We start from the raw sequence: 18123 nt of genomic DNA, 5'->3' as shown, positions 1-18123 counted from the left end.
AATTGGGGCTTTTTTTATGATCTTATTTTTTGATTTGAAATCAAATCTATATAAAGGTTGATTTGTTTTTTCAATTCTTTTCTTTCGTAAATAGCATCTAAGAAACCATGTTCCAATAAAAACTCAGAGCGTTGAAATCCTTCAGGTAAATCTTTACCAGTAGTATCTTTAACAACACGTGGTCCTGCAAAGGCAATCAATGCATTAGGCTCTGCAATGTTGATATCACCCAACATAGCGAAAGAGGCAGTAATACCTCCAGTAGTTGGATCAGTACATAGAGAAATGTAAGGAACTTTTGCTTCAGCTAATAATGCTAATTTGGCAGAAGTTTTTACCATTTGCATTAATGATAAAGGAGCTTCTTGCATACGAGCTCCACCTGATTTAGAGATCATTAAAAATGGAATTTTATGTTTGATAGAATAGTCAATTGCTCTCGCAATTTTTTCTCCTACCACACTTCCCATAGATCCACCAATAAAAGCAAAGTCCATACAAGCTATTACTAAATCTTGTCCTAAAGATTTTCCAACAGCAGTTCTAACAGCATCTTTCAATTTTGTTTTTTTCTGGGCGTCTTTTAATCTATCTGGATATGCTTTTGTATCAGAAAAATTCAAAGGATCTGCTGCTTCTAATGAAGCATCTAATTCTTTAAATTTATCATCAAATAATATTTCAAAGTATTCTGCGCTACCAATCCTTACATGGTATCCATCCTCACGACTAACATAAAGATTTTGTCTTAAGTCTTCAGTATCAACAATTTTTCCGCTAGGAGTTTTGTACCATAATCCTTTAGGTACATCTTTTTTAGCTTCCGTAGGGGTGTTGATTCCTTTCTCTATTCTCTTAAACCAAGCTGACATAATTTATTCTGTTTTATAGTGGGCTAATTTACTAAAAAAATAAAGAGAAACTGAAATTAAATTCAGTTTCTCTTTTTGTAATATTTAAAATGTTTTTACTCTTAAAGAGTGTTCACATTGTTTAAGTCTTCGAAAGCTTTGATCAAACGTGCTTTTAAAGTTGCTTCACCTTTACGTAACCATACACGTGGGTCGTAGTATTTTTTGTTAGGTGCTTCAGCTCCTTCTGGGTTACCAATTTGAGATTGTAAGTATGCAGAGTTATCAGCGAAATAATCTCTGATTCCTTCCATAAATGCATATTGTAAATCTGTATCGATATTCATTTTGATCGCTCCATATCCGATAGCTTCTCTAATCTCTTCAACAGAAGATCCAGATCCTCCGTGGAATACGAAGTCAATTGGGTTGTGCTCTAAACCGTGCTTTTCTTCGATGAATTTTTGAGAGTTATCTAAAATTTTCGGAGTTAATTTTACGTTTCCTGGTTTGTAAACACCATGCACGTTTCCAAAAGCAGCAGCTACAGTAAATCTTGAAGAAACTTCAGAAAGTTGCTCGTAAGAGTAGTTTACTTCTTCTGGTTGTGTATATAATTTAGACTCATCAACATCAGAGTTGTCAACACCATCTTCTTCACCACCAGTGATTCCTAATTCGATTTCTAAAGTCATTCCTATTTTGTCCATACGCGCTAAATATTCTTTACAGATAGCGATATTTTCTTCTAATGGCTCTTCAGATAAATCAATCATATGAGAAGAGAATAATGGTGAACCAGTTTCAGCAAAGTGCTTTTCTGAAGCATCCAATAAACCATCAATCCAAGGCAATAATTTTTTTGCAGCGTGATCTGTATGTAAAATTACAGGCACTCCATAAGCAACAGCTAATTCATGTACGTGTTTTGCTCCAGCAACAGCTCCAGCAATAGCAGCTTTTTGATCAGTGTTATCTAATCCTTTACCAGCATTAAATACAGCTCCTCCATTAGAAAATTGAATAATAACAGGTGCATTCAATTCTTTAGCTGTTTCTAAAACAGTATTGATTGTGTTGTTACCTGTTACGTTTACAGCTGGAATTGCAAAGTTTTTTGCTTTTGCCAACTTGAAAATTTCTTGAACTGCATCTCCTGTAGCAATTCCTGGTTTAATATTGTGACTCATGGTATATATTTTTTTATAAAAATTTGACACAAAAGTAACAATTTTAAATGATAATATGTTGTCTTTAAGTTAAGATGCACTCAGAAAAAAACGAAATCGATGTAGGAAAATGTGATTTTTGAGGGGGTGTTTTTGAGAATATGCTCTTTAAAAAGGGTAGTTTATCCCGATATTTATAACCGATCTGCTAAAGTTGTAATTTCTAAACCATCTATTCCCTTCTAGATAAGGTTCGTAAGTTTTAAACCCTAAGTCTGTTCTAAATACGAAAAAACTAAAGTCATAACGAATACCAAATCCGGTTCCAATGGCACTATTCTTTATAGATTCTAAACTAGTAAACTTATCACCAGGGGCTGATACTTCTGAATTTGTGATATCCCAAATATTTCCTGCATCAATAAAAAGTGCGCCTTTAAATGTTTTTGTAATACCAAATCGGTACTCTAAGTTTGTGATCAACTTCAAACTACCCACGTTATATTCTAAATTATTACTGTTAGAACCAGGTCCAAGTTCATATGTTCTGTAGGCTCTAATGTCACTAGATCCACCAATGAAATAACTACTTGTAAAAGGGATATCCTTAGAGTTGCCATATGGAACAGCTATACCCACAAAAGTTCTAGACACAAGTACTGTTGATTTGGAAGGAGTCCAATATTTAATAAATTCAAAATCAGTTTTCGCATATTGTGCGATTGGAGTATCTGCTATAGTTTTGACACCATCTGCATTGGTTGTTTTTACTAAAGTTGTGGAAAGATTTCCGGCAGCAACAAATTTAGCTTTGAAAAACATATAATTGTTGTCCTTGAAATCGCTTTTAGTAGTGTAGGTAAAAGAATATGTAATTGCTGGTATTACAAAATCGGTAGTAATAATTTCATTTCTTTTTTCAATGTTTTTTGCAGTTTGATAAGCTTCGGGATCCACTTGTTGAAAGTCGTCGTCAATTTTTTCATCGATAAATTGTAATGCATTATCTTCTGTAAGAGGGTAGTCTGGAAAATACTCTTGCTGGATCGCTACCAAATCATTATACTGAGAGGAATAAATGTAAAAGTACTGGTCCTTGTTTAAGTTTTTTACATATTGTGCATTTATTGGCTCAAAGGTGTGTTTTACTCTTTTATTTGGAGTCCAAGAATAATCTACAAAAGAGGTTATTTTTTGTTTATCTAATCCTATGTTTTTCTGAAAACCTGTACCAATTGAAAATAAGGTTTTAGGAGCCATCCTTTTATCTATAAAGGAGTCCCAACCAAATGGCATTACTATTTTTGGAACCTCTAAAGAGGCATCAGCACTAATTTCCCATGAACTAAAAGGTCTGTCGTCATTGCTTCCTAAGTTTTTGGCTACATCAAATATGGATCCTTTAAATGATAATTTGAAAATTTCGGCATTCCTAAAAGTGTTTCTATTGATAAATGAGAATCCCCCGGCAAATCCTAATTGTTTTACATTGGAATGGATTACTTCAGTATTCATACCCACAGAATACTTTTTTAAAGGACTCAATACAATAGTTGCTGATAGTTCATCTTCATTAACTTCTTGGTATTTTATTTTCACCATCTTAAAGTTCTTTAATAACTTTAGATGCTTTCGAGTTAGTGATCTAGCGCTGTCTTTGTATATATCTCCAGGTTCTATAAAAACTGCGTTTAGTAACGATTTTGGGTTGTATTTTAACTTGTCATGTGAATAAAAATGAAAACCGTTATAGATGGTAGTATCTTTAAAACTTTCGTTTTTTCGTTCATAGCTATAGTCAGTAAAAATTCCAATTTTGGTTATTTTTTGGACTTTTAATGGTTTTGTTTCAATAACCCCTTCGTTCTCTATCAACCTGTCAGTAATTTTTAAAATTACATCTGTTTTATTATCGGCCGCCAACGTGTCTATTTCATGGAAACCTATCTGGTTTTCTGCGAAATGATAAATTCCTGAATTTCTAAAGGTTCTGGTAATTCTGTCTGCTTCCTTTCGGAAATTTAGATCCCTATATATTTCTCCTGATTTAATAAAGGAATTGCTTTTTGTGATTCGATAAATAGAGTCTAAAGTTTTAGAATCAATAATGGTTTTAATGGAGTCTAAACGGAAAGGTTTATTTTTTGTGATATTATATCGTACATCTGCTTTTTCAACTTTTAATCGAATATCATAGTCAACTTCCGCGTTGAAATACCCATTGTTAAAATAATAGTTTCTTAGCTTTTCTGTAGTTTTTTCTGCTTTTATCTCATCTAAAATAACGGGGGCTTGTCCTCCTTCTAAAAACCATTTGTTTCTGGAAGCATGGGATTGTTTCAAACGTTCGGTTTGTTTTTCTGAAAATATTTTTCTGAGAGCCTTAAATGTTTTTGGGTTTCTTTCTACACGTTTTGCATAATTTTCTTCATAATCTTTATCTCCAAGATTATAAAAATATAGAGGAAACATAATTCCAAGAAAAGTGGTGTTCGGACGTTGAATTACAAAATCCTTAGCCTCATTATCAAGTTTATTTTTATCGTCTATGTAGATTTTGTTTTTAGATAGCATAAACTCTCCATCAGGAACATATTTTGTAGAGTTACAGGCATTGAAAATCAGTACGATTCCAATATAGAATATAAATGATATCTTATAATTTTTAAGCAACAATAACCTGGTTTTATGAGTTTCAAAAATAGTACTTTTGAATGGTTAATTCATATATCTTCTTGTTGTTTGGTTTAGAATTAATTTTTCCTGAGTAAAAAGTGTACTTTTGCCGTGTTAACTAGCAGATTTTGTTAAAATCAAAAATCTTGCCTTTTATCTTTACAAGATTGTTTTTTATATGGAATTATCAAAAAATAAAATAAAACTCATAAAGAGTTTGGAGCAAAAGAAACAACGCGTAAAACATCAGTTGTTTGTTGCTGAGGGTAAAAAAGTAGTAAGAGAACTTTTAGACTCTTCATTAGAATTAGAATCTTTATTTGTTACAAAAGAGGCAGCAATATTATTTGAGAATGAAATTTATGTAGAGATAACAGAAATGGAATTAAAAAAAATTAGTTCCTTAAAGTCACCGAACGGCGTTCTTGCCTTGTTTAAAATTCCTGCAGAGGATAAAGTTAAAACAGAAGGACTAATTGTTGCATTAGATGCTATTAATGACCCTGGTAATTTAGGTACAATTATTCGACTTTGTGATTGGTTTGGCGTAGATCAATTAATATGTTCTGAGAATACTGTAGATTGTTATAATACGAAAGTAGTTCAGTCTACCATGGGTTCTTTGTCTAGAGTTTCTATCGTTTATAGTTCATTAGAAGGGTATTTAGAAAAAACAAAGCTTCCTGTCTTTTGTGCTGATATGGAAGGTAAAAATGTTTATAAATCTAAGTTGCCTTCAAAGGGGGTTTTGGTGATGGGAAACGAAGCAAACGGAGTTTCCGAAACTATAGAAAACCTGTGTTCAGATAAAATTATGATTCCTAGGTTTGGGAAATTACAAGAAACAGAAAGTTTAAATGTAGCGACAGCAACGGCAATTCTTCTGAGCGAATTTCAGAGAAACACTTTGTAGTCTATTCAAATGCTAGTTTGATAAAAAGACTTCTAGATCCCATGAATTCTATTGGGTCTGTCCATGGACTTGGACCGTTTTGAGCGTTGTCATAATAAATTTCATTTGTCATTGCAAACTGTCCGCGAATAGATGGTGAAAATTTGAAGTAATGGAAATAAAAATCAAAACCGAAACCTATTTCATACATGAAATTATGGGTGCGTGTTCTAAATTGACCACTAAAATTGTCATCAGTACTTTTTTGATTACTTGAAAAATTATAATCATATGAAAAACCACCTATTAGATAAGGTTTTACGTTGTTTAACCTAAATGCGCTATACTTAATTAAAATAGGTACATGTAAATATGTTGATTCTATTTTTGCCTGAGAAAACTGGTCGTAAACACCAAGATTATTGTTGTCAATAAAATATAGGGTACTCTCGTTACTTATCAATCCTGGTTCTAATCTTAGATTAAAATGCTTGTCTATTTTCATGTCAGCAATTAAACCAACATTAAAACCTGTCTTGCTGTCAAGCTCAACACTTGTATTTGGGAAGTCATTCTCTTTGTAACTAATTTTGTAGTCACTATTGTTCCATCCTAAATAAAATCCCCAGTGCAATTCATGTTTATCAAAACTTGGTAATTGATTCACTTTTCTGTGTTGAGAAAAAACACAAGTTGAGAAAGCGAATAAGGGTAAAATAACAAGTAATTTAATTTTTTTCATTGTCCAATAATTTCAAAATCAGCAACTACATTAGTTTTTAGTTGCTGAGTAAATAGAGGCTACTCCAAATGTAACAGGAATATCTATACAATTACTAAACCCATTTTTTTCTAAAATATTGTTGAAGGCCTTTCCAAAAGGAAATGCATTGGCAGATTCTGAAAGATATGAGTATGCAGTTTTGTCCTTTGAAAACAATTTTCCTACAAGAGGTAAAATAAATTTTGAATGTATTTGATAGCCTTGTTTGTATGGGGTTTTAGTGGGTACAGCTGTTTCTAAAACTACAAAAGTACCACCAGGTTTCAGTACCCTTAGAATTTCTTTTAAACCTTTGTCTAAATTTTCAAAATTTCTAACACCAAAAGAAACAGTAATGGCATCAAAATAATTATCTTCAAAGGGAATGTTTTCAGAATCTCCGAGGACCATTTTTACAAGGTTGGATAATTTTTTCTCAGCAATCTTCTCTTTTCCTACTTCTAACATTCCTGCAGAAATATCCAATCCAACTACCTCATCGGGATTTAAATCAGCCATCATTATGGCTAAATCTCCTGTTCCGGTCGCAATATCTAGAATTTTCTTAGGTTGGTTTTTACCAATAATTTGAATAACTTTTTTTCTCCACTTTACATCTATTCCAAATGAAATTACTCTATTCAGGCCATCATAATTTTCTGAAATAGCGTCAAACATTTTTGCTACTTGCTCCTTTTTACCCAGTTCAGAGTCTTTGTAAGGTGTTATTTTTTTTGACATATTTATTAAAGATTAACCGTTTACGGCCATAACAGCGCTTACTTTATTAGGTAGCATTTCTTTCAACATAGTTTCAATACCATTTTTCAGTGTTACTGTAGAAGATGGACATCCACTACAAGCTCCTTGTAAAATAACATTTACCACTTGAGTTTCCTCATCATATGATTGGAAAACAATATTTCCACCATCTGCCGCAACAGCAGGTTTTACATATTCTTCAAGAATTCCAGCAATGTCAAGAGAAGTACCTTCTAGTTCTTGAATATCAACTGTTGGTATTTCAACTTTCGGGGTCTGCATTGTTTCATCAATAATAAGCTTATTTTCTTCTATGTAAGTTTTTATAAACTGTCTTAAGTCATTAATGATGTCCGAATTCCATTCAACGCTATCGTTTTTTGTAATGGAAACATAATTCTCAGCAATATATACCTCTTTAACAAAAACATATTTAAAAAGTTCAGCAGCTAGAGGGGAGTTCGTTGTTTCTGATTCGTTTTTATATTCGAAGTCTTTTTCTGTCAATAATCGATTGCTTCCGAATTTCATTACTTCAGGGTTCGGAGTACTTTCTGCGTAAATTTCAATAGAGATTTTCTTAGGTTCCGCAGCGCTCGTTACAACTTCATTCCCCTGATTTAAATACATTTCAATAAGTTCTCTGATTTCATGTTCTATATCAGACCATTCAACAATGTCGAATTTTTCTATTGCAATAAAATTTGCACTGATAAAAACTTTACTTACAAATGGTAAATGAAATAATTGCTTTGATAAAGGAGATTCCTTTGTTTCATCTACATTGTTGTATTGATAGCTACCACCTTGTGTTAATAATTGGTTGCTGTTGAATTTAACAATACTTGGATTGTTTGTTGCTTCTATAGTAATTTGATGTTTGCTCATCTTGCTGAAAATATTTTATGCAAAAATAAGCTAATTACTCCAAAAATTGAGAGAGTTGTATCGAAACTTCAAATCCAAGAATAAAATGTATCTATCTGCCTAAAGGTTGACTTAAAAAGTAAAAGAAAGCGTTGTTGTAATTCTGTTACTTGCATTTAAAAGAGAAATATCATTTACAGGTTCTGAACTGTGATAAATAGAATAAGTGTCATCTATTTCTGTATATTGATATGCGAAATCTAACTTCGCATGTTTGAATTTCAGACCTAGACCAGCTGAAACACCTTTTTTATAAATTGTATTTTCTTCAGATTTATAAGGGCTTTCTTCTAAAAATGAACCTCCTCGTAGGCTAATTTGGTTGAATCTAAGTTCGCCACCAGCACGAACACCTCTTGCCGTGGTCAATGTATTGCTTATTTCTTCTGATTCTGGTCCAAAATTATAGCCATCTTTTAGTCTTATCAAACCATAGTTTTTTTGATGATAATCCACACTAATCAAACCGTGCTGACCAAGTGTTAATGCTGCACTTGCAGTCCATTTTTCTGGAGTGTTTAAGTTGTATCTATAAGTTAATAATTCAGGGTAACTTGAGTTGGTGTTAGAGTAGTTTTCAGCAATGTCACTACTACTAATATCAAGATAACCTTGTTCTTTAAAATCAGTATAAGAATTGTTTGGGTCATAATCTATTGCATTTGACTCTTCAATAATTTCTGGGTGCCAAACTGGACTTTGATATGCGATACCTAATCGTAGGTTTCTAAAGGGTTTTAGAATAACTCCTATTCCTAGAGAAACCCCTGTACTTTCCTCAGAAAGGAATTGGTCATATAACGCATCTAATGTATTTCCGTTTTCATCTGAATTGAATTCAGTTAAATACGTTTCTTGGGAGAACTCTATTGTATGGAAGTTTAACGCAGCACCTACGTAAAAGAAATTTTTATAGGCAGACGATAAGGAAAAATTATAAACTTCATGTTTTCCATGAGTAGTGTTCTTGAAAATTTGTTCGTCCGCGATGTTATAAGGCGTAAAAGTGTTGTCATATGGGTGTAAATCATATCGAACATAATTGGCATTATTGCCTCTTATTGTATAGTCTCCTCGAAAATCATTAATCATACTATAGTTGAAACCTAATGTGAATTTAGACCAATCTGAACTTTGGTATGGTGCGTCAAAAACAAGAGCCATTCCAAACTGCGGAAATCTTGCACTTGAGTTCGCGTTGTAAGAAGTTTTATCGTAATAAGTCGCATCGGTATTTAAGTTGGTGTGAGAGTATGTTAAAGATATTTCAGTTCTTGCGAATACAGCACCACCAGCTGGGTTTTGATACATAGAACTTAATTCCCCTCCAAGAGCTCCAAAGGCGCCACTCATGGCATTGTATCTAGCGGAACCGTTGTAGTTTTCTTGACTGAATAGTACACCCAGATCTGTGTAACTTATACTTTGAGACACTAAGGTACTGCTCACAACGAATAAAATTGAAAACAAATATATTTTTTTCATTATTGTGGTTTTAGGCGGTTGATAAATATAAAAAGAGATGTACTAACGTCTCCTACTGCTACTTCTTGAAGAACTAGAAGATCTTGACGAACTAGATCGGCTCGATGTGGCACTGCTATTTCGACTTGAGGAACTTGATCTTGAAGGTGAATAACTTCTAGAAGAGTTGCTTCTTGAGGAACTGCTGTTAGAGTATCCGGAGCTTCTTGAAGAGCTACTTCTACTACTGTTTGGAATATAACTTCTGCTGTTTCTACTACTTCGATTGGAAGAGGTAGAAGTACTTCGAGAAGGACTTGTATATCTTTTGTATGTACTAGAAGTGGCGTAATTAGAGCTACGTCTTGAGGAAGTAGGTTTGTAGTTGCTAGAGCTTCTGTAGGCTGAACTTCGTCTACTTTGTGTAGTTCTACTTCGGTTGTAGTTAGAGTTTTTACTATATGAGTTAGAACGCGAGGTATTGGTTGCCAAATACCTTGGGTTATAGTTGCTTCTTTTTCCGTAATAAATATTACTTGGGTATCTGTGGTAATGGTAGCTATAATACGGCGGGTAATACATCGGACTATAGAAATTTACACCATAATAGGCAGTACCGTAGAAAAAGGGATCATAAAATCCAGCCGTCCAATAAGGTTCAACCGTGTTGTTTATATAAACATTGGTAACGTTATTTTCAACGATGTCAGGTTCTTGGTAATAATCTCCTTCAGGATTTTCAAGTTGCTCATAATATAAATCTTCTTCTATATCTGCCACACCGTTAGAAAAAGTTCTGTAAGGGTCGTTAATTACTTGTTGCTGAGTTTTCTTTTTCTTTGGTGTAGGGTAAATTCCATCGGGGTTTTCCGCGTAATATTGCGAAGAACCACAAGATGAAAGTCCAATTAGTAAAAGTAGGATAGGAGTAAAGCCAATAATTTTATCGAAATAAGTAGTTGTTAGTTTCATAATCCTTGATTTTTTATTGTTGAACAATCTAAATTTAATTAGTTTTGCCAAACGATTTCAGCTGATATTATGTTGAAATTACAATATTTATGCCAAACTTTTATAGATGAGCGGGAAATTAACAAAACGTAGTGAGGATTACTCAAAGTGGTACAATGAATTAGTTGTCAAAGCTGACTTAGCAGAAAACTCTGCAGTTAGAGGTTGTATGGTTGTCAAGCCTTATGGTTATGCCATATGGGAGAACATGCAAAAAGTGTTAGATGAAATGTTTAAAGAAACAGGACACGAGAATGCATACTTTCCTTTATTAGTACCGAAAAGCTTGTTTGAGGCAGAAGAAAAAAACGCTGAGGGCTTTGCAAAGGAGTGTGCTGTGGTAACACATTATAGATTAAAAAATGATCCTGATAAAGAAGGAAAATTGATTGTTGATCCTAATGCAAAATTAGAAGAAGAGTTGGTAGTAAGACCTACCAGTGAGGCGATCATTTGGAATACATATAAAGGATGGATTGAGTCCTATAGAGACCTTCCCTTGTTGGTAAATCAGTGGGCAAATGTGATGCGCTGGGAAATGAGAACACGTTTGTTCTTAAGAACTGCGGAGTTTCTTTGGCAAGAAGGTCATACAGCACATGCTACAAAAGCCGAAGCACTAGAGGAAACAACTAGAATGCAAGATGTTTATGCTGAATTTGCTGAAGAATATATGGCAATGCCGGTAATAAAAGGTGTAAAAACTGAAAGTGAACGTTTTGCCGGAGCACTAGATACCTATACTATTGAGGCATTGATGCAAGATGGAAAAGCATTACAAGCTGGAACTTCTCATTTTTTAGGTCAAAATTTTGCAGAAGCTTTTGATGTGAAGTTTACAACTAAAGAAGGGAAAAAGGAACATGTATGGGCAACTTCTTGGGGAGTGTCTACTCGTTTGATAGGTGGACTTATCATGACGCATTCTGATGATTTAGGATTGGTGTTGCCACCTAAATTAGCTCCAATACAGGTTGTGATTGTACCTATTTTTAGAAAAGATGAACAATTAGAGGCGATTTCAGAAAAAGTTTCTGGAATTGTAAAGTCTTTAAAGAAAAGAGGGGTGTCTGTTAAATTTGATAATAGAACAACGCACAAACCTGGATGGAAATTCGCTGAATACGAATTAAAAGGGGTTCCGTTAAGAATTGCGATGGGGCCGAGAGATCTTGAAAATGGAACGCTAGAATTGGCAAGACGAGATACCTTAACTAAAGAGATTGTTGAGCAAGAGGGGATTGAGGATAAAATTGTGTCTTTGTTAGAAGAGATCCAAGATAGCTTATTGGAGAAAGCAAAAACATTTAGAAATGACCATATAACAAAGGTTGATGATTTTGAAGAATTCAAAAAAGTTATTGATTCTAAAGGAGGTTTTGTTCTAGCTCACTGGGACGGAACAGAAGAAACTGAGGATAAAATCAAGGAACTTACAAAAGCCACGATTCGTTGTATTGCTTTAGAGCAAGAAGAAGAGGAGGGAGTATGTGTGTTTTCAGGAAAGCCTTCCTCAAAAAGAGTACTTTTTGCAAAGGCATATTAAAAAAATATAATTTTTGTTTGCAGAAGTTGAAATCTAGTGTATCTTTGCAACCGCAAATCGAAAGAGATGCATTCGTTTTTTTACTTATTGATCGCAAAGAAAATAACTTGAAATAAAATTTAAAATTTATTTGTAGGTTTTATAAAAAGTTGTATTTTTGCATCGCTTTAAAAAAGCAAAAAATTGGTCCGTTCGTCTAGGGGTTAGGACGCATGGTTTTCATCCATGTAACAGGGGTTCGATTCCCCTACGGACTACGAAAATTAAGTTTTAAGAAATTAAGTTATGGCAAATCATAAGTCAGCATTAAAGAGAATTAGAAGCGATCGCGAGAAGCAGTTGAGAAACAAGTATCAGCACAAGACTACTCGTAATGCAGTGAGAAACCTAAAAGCTCTTACTGAGAAGAAAGAAGCTGAAGAGAAACTTCCTGCTGTTGTTGCGATGTTGCACAAACTTGCGAAGAACAATGTAATTCACAAGAACAAAGCAAGTAACTTACAAGCTAAACTAACAAAGCACGTTGCAGCGTTATAATTAGATAAAACTTACAATATAAAGCTCTAAGAGAAATCTTAGAGCTTTTTTATTTTATGTAAAAAATAAATTATTTTTTTTGGTAAAAAACTTTGCAGAAACTAGAAAAAGTTATATTTTTGCCTCGCTTTAGAAAAAGCAAACAATTGGTCCGTTCGTCTAGGGGTTAGGACGCATGGTTTTCATCCATGTAACAGGGGTTCGATTCCCCTACGGACTACAAAAATTAAGTTTTAAGAAATTAAGTTATGGCAAATCATAAGTCAGCATTAAAGAGAATTAGAAGCGATCGCGAGAAGCAGTTGAGAAACAAGTATCAGCACAAGACTACTCGTAATGCAGTGAGAAACCTAAAAGCTCTTACTGAGAAGAAAGAAGCTGAAGAGAAGCTTCCTGCTGTTGTTGCAATGTTGCACAAACTTGCGAAGAACAATGTGATTCACAAAAACAAAGCAAGTAACTTACAAGCTAAATTAACAAAGCACGTTGCAGCGTTATAATTGAAATAAAGCTTAAAAAGATAAAAGTCCTAACAGAAATGTTAGGACTTTTTTTTGTCTTGTATTGATTAATTAGGTTGTCTTAACCGAATTATTCAATGACCAATTTCTGTACATGATTTAAAGATGGAGATATTATTCTAATAATATATAAACCTTTTAACTGAGTTGTGTTCAGGTTAAAATTATTTTCAATGGAGTCAAAATTTAATATCACGGCTCCTTTATCGTCATATATTGTTATTGTGTATTTTTCCTTTATAGAATCACTTATATTAATATTAACATGATCTTGTGCTGGATTTGGATACACAGAAACTATTTGATTACTGCTGTTGTTTTGCTCACTAATAGTTAAGCTTTTTGAACCGGTATTTATAATATTCCAAGTGTAAGCACTGTTTGAATTTGTTGAATTTGCTGTTGCTTGTAAGTCTGCTGTATTTGAACTATTCGTCTCAATAAATAAGTCATTTATTTTGGTTTTGAACGAGGTCAGCTGATTGCCTTTATCTACCCAAGTGAATTTTTGTCTGTTAAATACTCCATTAGAACCTGCACGGATTGCCGCATTGCTCGTGTTTGAAACAGTAACATATTTGTTGTTAAATAAATTTTGAAGCGCAAAGTATCCGTCACCAGCATCAATAACTCTATATTGTTCTTTTGTGCTTACAGTATTTGCTGTCGCCTGAAGTGCATTGCTTGATTTTGTGTTTGTGCTAATGTATTTTCCATTGTTGGCTTTGAGGCTTATTACTTGGTTAAATGGAGCACCACTGTTATGAGTGTTGTTTTCTACTGTTACAGTAATACTTTTTGAAAAACCACCATCATTCGTTTTTACGGTAATAGTTGTTTGACCTGTTGAAACCCCTGTAATGATACCTTGTGCATTGACTGATGCAATATTTGAATTGCTAGAGCTCCATAGAACTGTTTTGTTTGTTGCATTTTGAGGTATTATAGTAGGAGTAATCTCAATACTTTCAGAAGTATTTATTGTTGCAGAATTGATTGGCAGGGAGATTCCTGTAACACTAACAGAAGCATTGGTCGCTTCGGTGAGTGAAAAATTATCTCCATATGCTTGATGTGTAGCATCACCATTCCAGAACCATAGTTTAACTGAGGTGTTTGTATTACCTGTTGTAAAGGTTACCTCCTTCTTTGTGTAATTTGTGCTTGTAAAAGAAGTGCTCACTGGATCTGAGCCATAATCTGCGACTCCTAGAAAGATGTTTTGTCCCTGTGCTTTTACTTTAGCATATGCTGCATATGTATAGGTTGTATTTGGTTTTACAGTTACAACTTGTTGGATAGAAGAGTTTCCATTGATGAATACAGCTTTGCTACCACTTTGATAGTTGTTAGAAACAATTGAAGCGGTTTGACCTATGTTTTCCCATGGTGCTAAAGAACCAGATTCAAAACCAGTGTTTGTGAATTCTATGGTTTCAGTAACGTCATCGCTTTTTTTTTCCCAAACTCTTACATAGTCTATTTCCATTGTAGTAGGAAAACCTGTTTTCGTAGTAGCTGCGGCATTTGGATAAAATTGATTACACTTGAACTCTGTAAACTGACGTCTTAAACCCATTGAAAATGTAACATTCATTTGTCTATGCCAGTAAAGATTTTGTTTTCTTCCAACTTCAACTCCATCAACAAACCAGATAATCTCGTTTTTGTTTACTTCGCATCCGTAAATATGGAAATCATCTCTCGGGTCAAATGGTGCGTTGTATAAATTTAGGTTTTCTTCTGGATAAGCTTTGGGTCTATGCCATTTTGGAGTTCCGTCTGGTTCTACAACAATTGTGTGAAGGTTGTGCTCCATTCCTTTAGGGTCGTTTCCAAATCCATGATTAGTGTCACCTTGCTGCATTTCAATAATGTCGATTTCACTATATTGAACATCGCCAGGATTGTTCTGAGTTCTATCAATTGAGCTGTATAACCAAAATGCTGGACATACTCCAGGGAATAAGGCAGCTCCTTTTATTTTAGCTTCATAATAACCGTAATTTCCGGTAGCGAAAGTTTTTAAGATTCCAGACTTGTAATACAATGGGAAATTTGCCACCTGTTTTTGGTTGCATCCATCCCAGAAAGTTCTAGTATGGCTTTCTTGTGTTACGGTTATTTTAGCTGTTCCGTTTGAAACATTGACATTATTATTGTCCCATGACCAAACTCCTACATTGGAGACATTTGGATTCCATTTGTTCCGGTTTACTTCGGTGCCATTAAAATCATCTGATCGATTCCATTTAATTTCCCAAGTTTCGCCAGTCTTGGCGGTTAAAGGTTGATTCTGACTTTTGCTATTCACTGAAAAGAGAAATAAACAGAGTAGTAACCAATTTAATTTTTTGTTTCTTGTAATCATTATTTTAGTTTAATGTTAGTTATTCTGTAAAATTAATTACTGTTAGATGCTACAAGTTGCTCTATATTATCTTTTTATGTGGTTAGATTACCTTTGAATTTTTCCCTTTTAATATGGATTAAATCCTAATATACTAATGTAAGAAATTGTTTTTTTGTTAGTTTACTTTGGGGATTTATTTTCGATTCTAGATGTATTAGGATTTAAATCTAAAGGGATTGTGTCGAATATTGAATATTTTTGTAGGGATTTAAAATTTACAAATGTTTGTTGAAAATCATTAGCATTTTGAGATGTTAGTGTTTTAAGAATTGTAGCTTTTGAGTTAATATTTTGATGATAAATGAAGGCATTGAAATTCTGGAAGTTTAAGAATAAAAAAATCAGTGATGATAAAAGATATTTCGATATTAGGTTTAGGATGGTTAGGGTTGCCACTTGCAATAGAATTAGAAAAAAAAGGATATCAAGTACATGGTAGTACCAGTAGATTGAGTAATTTAAAAACATTTGAGCCATATAATTTTAAGGCATGTCACATAAAATTAGAAGCAGATGCGCTTATTGGCGATTGGGAAAGCTTTATTGAGAACGCATCGGTATTGATCCTAAATTTTCCTCCGAAACGGGTAGAGGGTATTGAAAAAATTCATCCGGCACAAATTCAACAGATTATTAATAAAACTGCTAGAACAACTAAAGTAATTTTTGTGAGTTCGACTTCAGTTTATCAAAATACAAATGGTGTTGTTGATGAATCAATAGCTTGTGTTCCAGAGAAGGCTTCTGGTATGGCACTTGTTGCGGCAGAAAAAATGTTAAAAGAACATTTTGGAAGTAACTTAACTGTTTTACGCTTAGCTGGTTTGATTGGACCAAAACGTCATCCGGGTAGATTTCTGGCTAATAAAAGACAATTAAAAAATCCTAATGGTCCGGTCAACTTAATTCACCAAAAAGATGTAATCGGTTTGATTTCTAGCATTTTGGAATTAGACTGTTTTGGGACTACTATCAATGGTTGTGCTGATACACATCCTAATAGAAAAGAATTTTATGAAAAAGCTGCTGAAGCCTTGAAATTGCTTGCTCCTTCTTTTGAGATGACTTCTAATGAGCATTATAAAATTGTAGATAATAAAAAATCTAAAATCCTGCTAAAGTATGCTTATGAGTTTTCTAATCCTGAGTGGATTTTTAAAGAAGGTTTCTCTTTGTAGAGGAAGTGCTTAAAACAAAAAACACTGTTAGTAGAAAACTAACAGTGTTTTGTTAAAACCTATAAAGGTTTGTCGGGGTGGCAGGATTCGAACCTGCGACCTCCTCGTCCCAAACGAGGCGCGATGACCGGGCTACGCTACACCCCGAGAGTGTTGATGAAATCAGTGCCCGATTTCGAGTTGCAAATATAGTTAAAACAACTATTTTGACAATTAAAAAAACGAAAAAATATAAAGTTTTTTTTCGAGGGCTAGAATGAAGATTTTATTTTGAGGCAGAGATTGTTTTTCCTTATAATCGGATTATAAAAAATTATAAACATTGCAGTATTTGGCTGACTAAAAAGTTTATTTTTGTTTCACAAATTTAAATACAATATTATGTCAGATACAATAGAGAGAATCAAATGTCTTATTATCGGTTCTGGACCTGCAGGATACACTGCTGCAATATATGCTGCTAGAGCAGATTTGAAACCTGTTATGTATACTGGTTTGCAAATGGGGGGACAATTAACAACAACAACTGAAGTTGATAACTTTCCAGGATATCCAAATGGAACGGATGGAACTGCAATGATGGAAGATTTGAAAAACCAAGCAGAGCGTTTTGGAACAGAAGTACGTTTTGGGTTGGCAACAGAAGTTAATTTTTCAAAAGAAGTTGGTGGTGTACACTCAATAATTATTGATGGGGCTACTAAAATTGAGGCTGAAACTGTGATTATTTCTACAGGGGCAACAGCGAAGTATTTGGGACTAGAAAGTGAAGAGAAATTAAAAGGTGGTGGAGTTTCTGCTTGTGCTACTTGTGATGGTTTCTTTTATAAAGGACAAGATGTAGTAGTTGTAGGTGCGGGTGATACTGCTGCTGAAGAGGCTACTTATTTAGCTAATATTTGTAATAAAGTTACTTTATTAGTTCGTAAAGATTATATGCGAGCATCTAAAGCGATGCAACATAGAGTTGAGAGAACTGAAAACTTAGAGGTTATGTTTAATACGGAAATCGAAGAAGTGTTAGGTGACTCTGTGGTAGAAGGTGTAAGAGCTTTTAACAATCAAACAAACGAGAAGCAAGATATTCCTGTAACAGGTGTTTTTATTGCTATTGGTCATAAACCAAATACAGATATTTTTAAAGATATTTTAGATATGGATGATGCTGGTTATTTGATTACTGAAGGAAAATCTACAAAAACAAATTTACCTGGGGTTTTTGCAGCAGGTGATGTACAGGATAAAGAATACAGACAAGCTGTTACGGCTGCGGGTACTGGTTGTATGGCCGCGTTAGATGCAGAACGTTATTTAGGGTCTTTAGAGTAAGATTTACGATAATTTATTAAGAGCCGCATGAACTTCATGCGGCTTTTTTTATGTCTTGATTTGAAGGTTTCACTCCTGGTTGAT

15 protein-coding genes and 3 tRNA genes are annotated in these 18123 nt (G+C 33.9%); 8 read left to right on the top strand and 10 right to left on the bottom strand.

Going from position 1 to position 18123, the window contains the following annotated elements; translation table 11 throughout:
• Positions 1-14 precede the first annotated feature (14 nt).
• The 3 genes from accD to tamL all read right to left on the bottom strand — a co-directional run bounded on the left by accD (position 15) and on the right by tamL (position 4693).
• Positions 15-872 carry an acetyl-CoA carboxylase, carboxyltransferase subunit beta gene (accD, locus tag AC2DGP_RS08830; RefSeq protein WP_484489699.1) on the bottom strand — a complete coding sequence of 286 codons (858 nt, stop codon included), beginning with the start codon at positions 870-872 and terminating at the stop codon, positions 15-17.
• 101 nt (positions 873-973) lie between these two features.
• Positions 974-2041: a class II fructose-bisphosphate aldolase gene (gene fbaA, locus AC2DGP_RS08825; RefSeq protein ID WP_484489698.1), complete on the bottom strand. Its 1068-nt coding sequence runs from the start codon at positions 2039-2041 to the stop codon at positions 974-976.
• Positions 2042-2188: 147 nt separating this feature from the next.
• Complete coding sequence (gene tamL / locus AC2DGP_RS08820; RefSeq protein ID WP_484489697.1) at positions 2189-4693, bottom strand: translocation and assembly module lipoprotein TamL; 2505 nt, start codon at positions 4691-4693, stop codon at positions 2189-2191.
• 181 nt (positions 4694-4874) lie between these two features.
• Between tamL and AC2DGP_RS08815 the strand changes: the two genes are divergently transcribed.
• Complete coding sequence (locus tag AC2DGP_RS08815; RefSeq protein ID WP_484489696.1) at positions 4875-5609, top strand: TrmH family RNA methyltransferase; 735 nt, start codon at positions 4875-4877, stop codon at positions 5607-5609.
• A gap of 1 nt (position 5610) precedes the next feature.
• On the opposite strand, the gene porT is transcribed toward AC2DGP_RS08815, so the two are convergent.
• The 5 genes from porT to AC2DGP_RS08790 form a co-directional block, all read right to left on the bottom strand.
• Entirely contained in the window at positions 5611-6330 is a 720-nt protein-coding gene (gene porT / locus AC2DGP_RS08810) for a type IX secretion/gliding motility protein PorT/SprT (RefSeq protein ID WP_484489695.1), read from the bottom strand.
• 30 nt (positions 6331-6360) lie between these two features.
• Positions 6361-7092, bottom strand: a complete 732-nt coding sequence (ubiE, locus tag AC2DGP_RS08805; RefSeq protein ID WP_484489694.1) for a bifunctional demethylmenaquinone methyltransferase/2-methoxy-6-polyprenyl-1,4-benzoquinol methylase UbiE — start codon at positions 7090-7092, stop codon at positions 6361-6363.
• A 12-nt stretch (positions 7093-7104) separates the two neighbouring features.
• Positions 7105-8001: a NifU family protein gene (locus tag AC2DGP_RS08800; RefSeq protein WP_484489693.1), complete on the bottom strand. Its 897-nt coding sequence runs from the start codon at positions 7999-8001 to the stop codon at positions 7105-7107.
• A gap of 111 nt (positions 8002-8112) precedes the next feature.
• Positions 8113-9525 carry an OmpP1/FadL family transporter gene (locus AC2DGP_RS08795; RefSeq protein WP_484489692.1) on the bottom strand — a complete coding sequence of 471 codons (1413 nt, stop codon included), beginning with the start codon at positions 9523-9525 and terminating at the stop codon, positions 8113-8115.
• Between the two features lie 42 nt (positions 9526-9567).
• Positions 9568-10476: a hypothetical protein gene (locus AC2DGP_RS08790; protein WP_484489691.1), complete on the bottom strand. Its 909-nt coding sequence runs from the start codon at positions 10474-10476 to the stop codon at positions 9568-9570.
• A gap of 106 nt (positions 10477-10582) precedes the next feature.
• On the opposite strand from AC2DGP_RS08790, the gene proS reads away from it, so the two are divergent.
• The 5 genes from proS to rpsT (AC2DGP_RS08765) all read left to right on the top strand — a co-directional run bounded on the left by proS (position 10583) and on the right by rpsT (AC2DGP_RS08765) (position 13098).
• Entirely contained in the window at positions 10583-12061 is a 1479-nt protein-coding gene (gene proS / locus AC2DGP_RS08785; protein ID WP_484489690.1) for a proline--tRNA ligase, read from the top strand.
• Between the two features lie 185 nt (positions 12062-12246).
• Positions 12247-12318: transfer RNA gene (locus AC2DGP_RS08780), tRNA-Glu, on the top strand.
• Between the two features lie 28 nt (positions 12319-12346).
• Positions 12347-12598 (top strand): 30S ribosomal protein S20, encoded by a 252-nt coding sequence (gene rpsT / locus AC2DGP_RS08775; protein ID WP_484489689.1) that lies wholly within the window; start codon positions 12347-12349, stop codon positions 12596-12598.
• A 148-nt stretch (positions 12599-12746) separates the two neighbouring features.
• Positions 12747-12818, top strand: a tRNA-Glu gene (locus AC2DGP_RS08770).
• 28 nt (positions 12819-12846) lie between these two features.
• The gene (gene rpsT, locus AC2DGP_RS08765) at positions 12847-13098 is read left to right on the top strand and encodes a 30S ribosomal protein S20 (protein ID WP_484489689.1); all 252 of its coding nucleotides are present in this window, start codon (positions 12847-12849) and stop codon (positions 13096-13098) included.
• Between the two features lie 91 nt (positions 13099-13189).
• Here the strand turns inward: rpsT (AC2DGP_RS08765) and AC2DGP_RS08760 are convergent, their stop codons facing one another.
• Positions 13190-15490 carry an Ig-like domain-containing protein gene (locus AC2DGP_RS08760; protein WP_484489688.1) on the bottom strand — a complete coding sequence of 767 codons (2301 nt, stop codon included), beginning with the start codon at positions 15488-15490 and terminating at the stop codon, positions 13190-13192.
• A 389-nt stretch (positions 15491-15879) separates the two neighbouring features.
• Between AC2DGP_RS08760 and AC2DGP_RS08755 the strand changes: the two genes are divergently transcribed.
• Positions 15880-16710, top strand: coding sequence for an NAD-dependent epimerase/dehydratase family protein (locus AC2DGP_RS08755; RefSeq protein WP_484489687.1), 831 nt, complete (start codon positions 15880-15882; stop codon positions 16708-16710).
• A gap of 72 nt (positions 16711-16782) precedes the next feature.
• Here the strand turns inward: AC2DGP_RS08755 and AC2DGP_RS08750 are convergent.
• Positions 16783-16857: transfer RNA gene (locus AC2DGP_RS08750), tRNA-Pro, on the bottom strand.
• A 234-nt stretch (positions 16858-17091) separates the two neighbouring features.
• On the opposite strand from AC2DGP_RS08750, the gene trxB reads away from it, so the two are divergent.
• Positions 17092-18039, top strand: coding sequence for a thioredoxin-disulfide reductase (gene trxB, locus AC2DGP_RS08745; RefSeq protein WP_484489686.1), 948 nt, complete (start codon positions 17092-17094; stop codon positions 18037-18039).
• The last annotated feature ends 84 nt before the right edge of the window (positions 18040-18123 follow it).

The sequence above is a fragment of the Flavicella sp. IMCC45537 genome, from assembly GCF_057197705.1.
This window is presented reverse-complemented; position numbering and strand designations above follow the sequence as displayed.

Excerpts from the sequence above, each read along its gene's own strand:
- AC2DGP_RS08800 (WP_484489693.1), bottom strand. The coding sequence starts at position 8,001 with ATGAGCAAACATCAAATTACTATAGAAGCAACAAACAATCCAAGTATT.
- fbaA (WP_484489698.1), bottom strand. The coding sequence starts at position 2,041 with ATGAGTCACAATATTAAACCAGGAATTGCTACAGGAGATGCAGTTCAA.
- AC2DGP_RS08795 (WP_484489692.1), bottom strand. The coding sequence starts at position 9,525 with ATGAAAAAAATATATTTGTTTTCAATTTTATTCGTTGTGAGCAGTACC.
- accD (WP_484489699.1), bottom strand. The coding sequence starts at position 872 with ATGTCAGCTTGGTTTAAGAGAATAGAGAAAGGAATCAACACCCCTACG.
- AC2DGP_RS08760 (WP_484489688.1), bottom strand. The coding sequence starts at position 15,490 with ATGATTACAAGAAACAAAAAATTAAATTGGTTACTACTCTGTTTATTT.
- AC2DGP_RS08815 (WP_484489696.1), top strand. The coding sequence starts at position 4,875 with ATGGAATTATCAAAAAATAAAATAAAACTCATAAAGAGTTTGGAGCAA.
- ubiE (WP_484489694.1), bottom strand. The coding sequence starts at position 7,092 with ATGTCAAAAAAAATAACACCTTACAAAGACTCTGAACTGGGTAAAAAG.
- porT (WP_484489695.1), bottom strand. The coding sequence starts at position 6,330 with ATGAAAAAAATTAAATTACTTGTTATTTTACCCTTATTCGCTTTCTCA.
- proS (WP_484489690.1), top strand. The coding sequence starts at position 10,583 with ATGAGCGGGAAATTAACAAAACGTAGTGAGGATTACTCAAAGTGGTAC.
- AC2DGP_RS08755 (WP_484489687.1), top strand. The coding sequence starts at position 15,880 with ATGATAAAAGATATTTCGATATTAGGTTTAGGATGGTTAGGGTTGCCA.
- trxB (WP_484489686.1), top strand. The coding sequence starts at position 17,092 with ATGTCAGATACAATAGAGAGAATCAAATGTCTTATTATCGGTTCTGGA.
- rpsT (WP_484489689.1), top strand. The coding sequence starts at position 12,847 with ATGGCAAATCATAAGTCAGCATTAAAGAGAATTAGAAGCGATCGCGAG.
- rpsT (WP_484489689.1), top strand. The coding sequence starts at position 12,347 with ATGGCAAATCATAAGTCAGCATTAAAGAGAATTAGAAGCGATCGCGAG.
- AC2DGP_RS08790 (WP_484489691.1), bottom strand. The coding sequence starts at position 10,476 with ATGAAACTAACAACTACTTATTTCGATAAAATTATTGGCTTTACTCCT.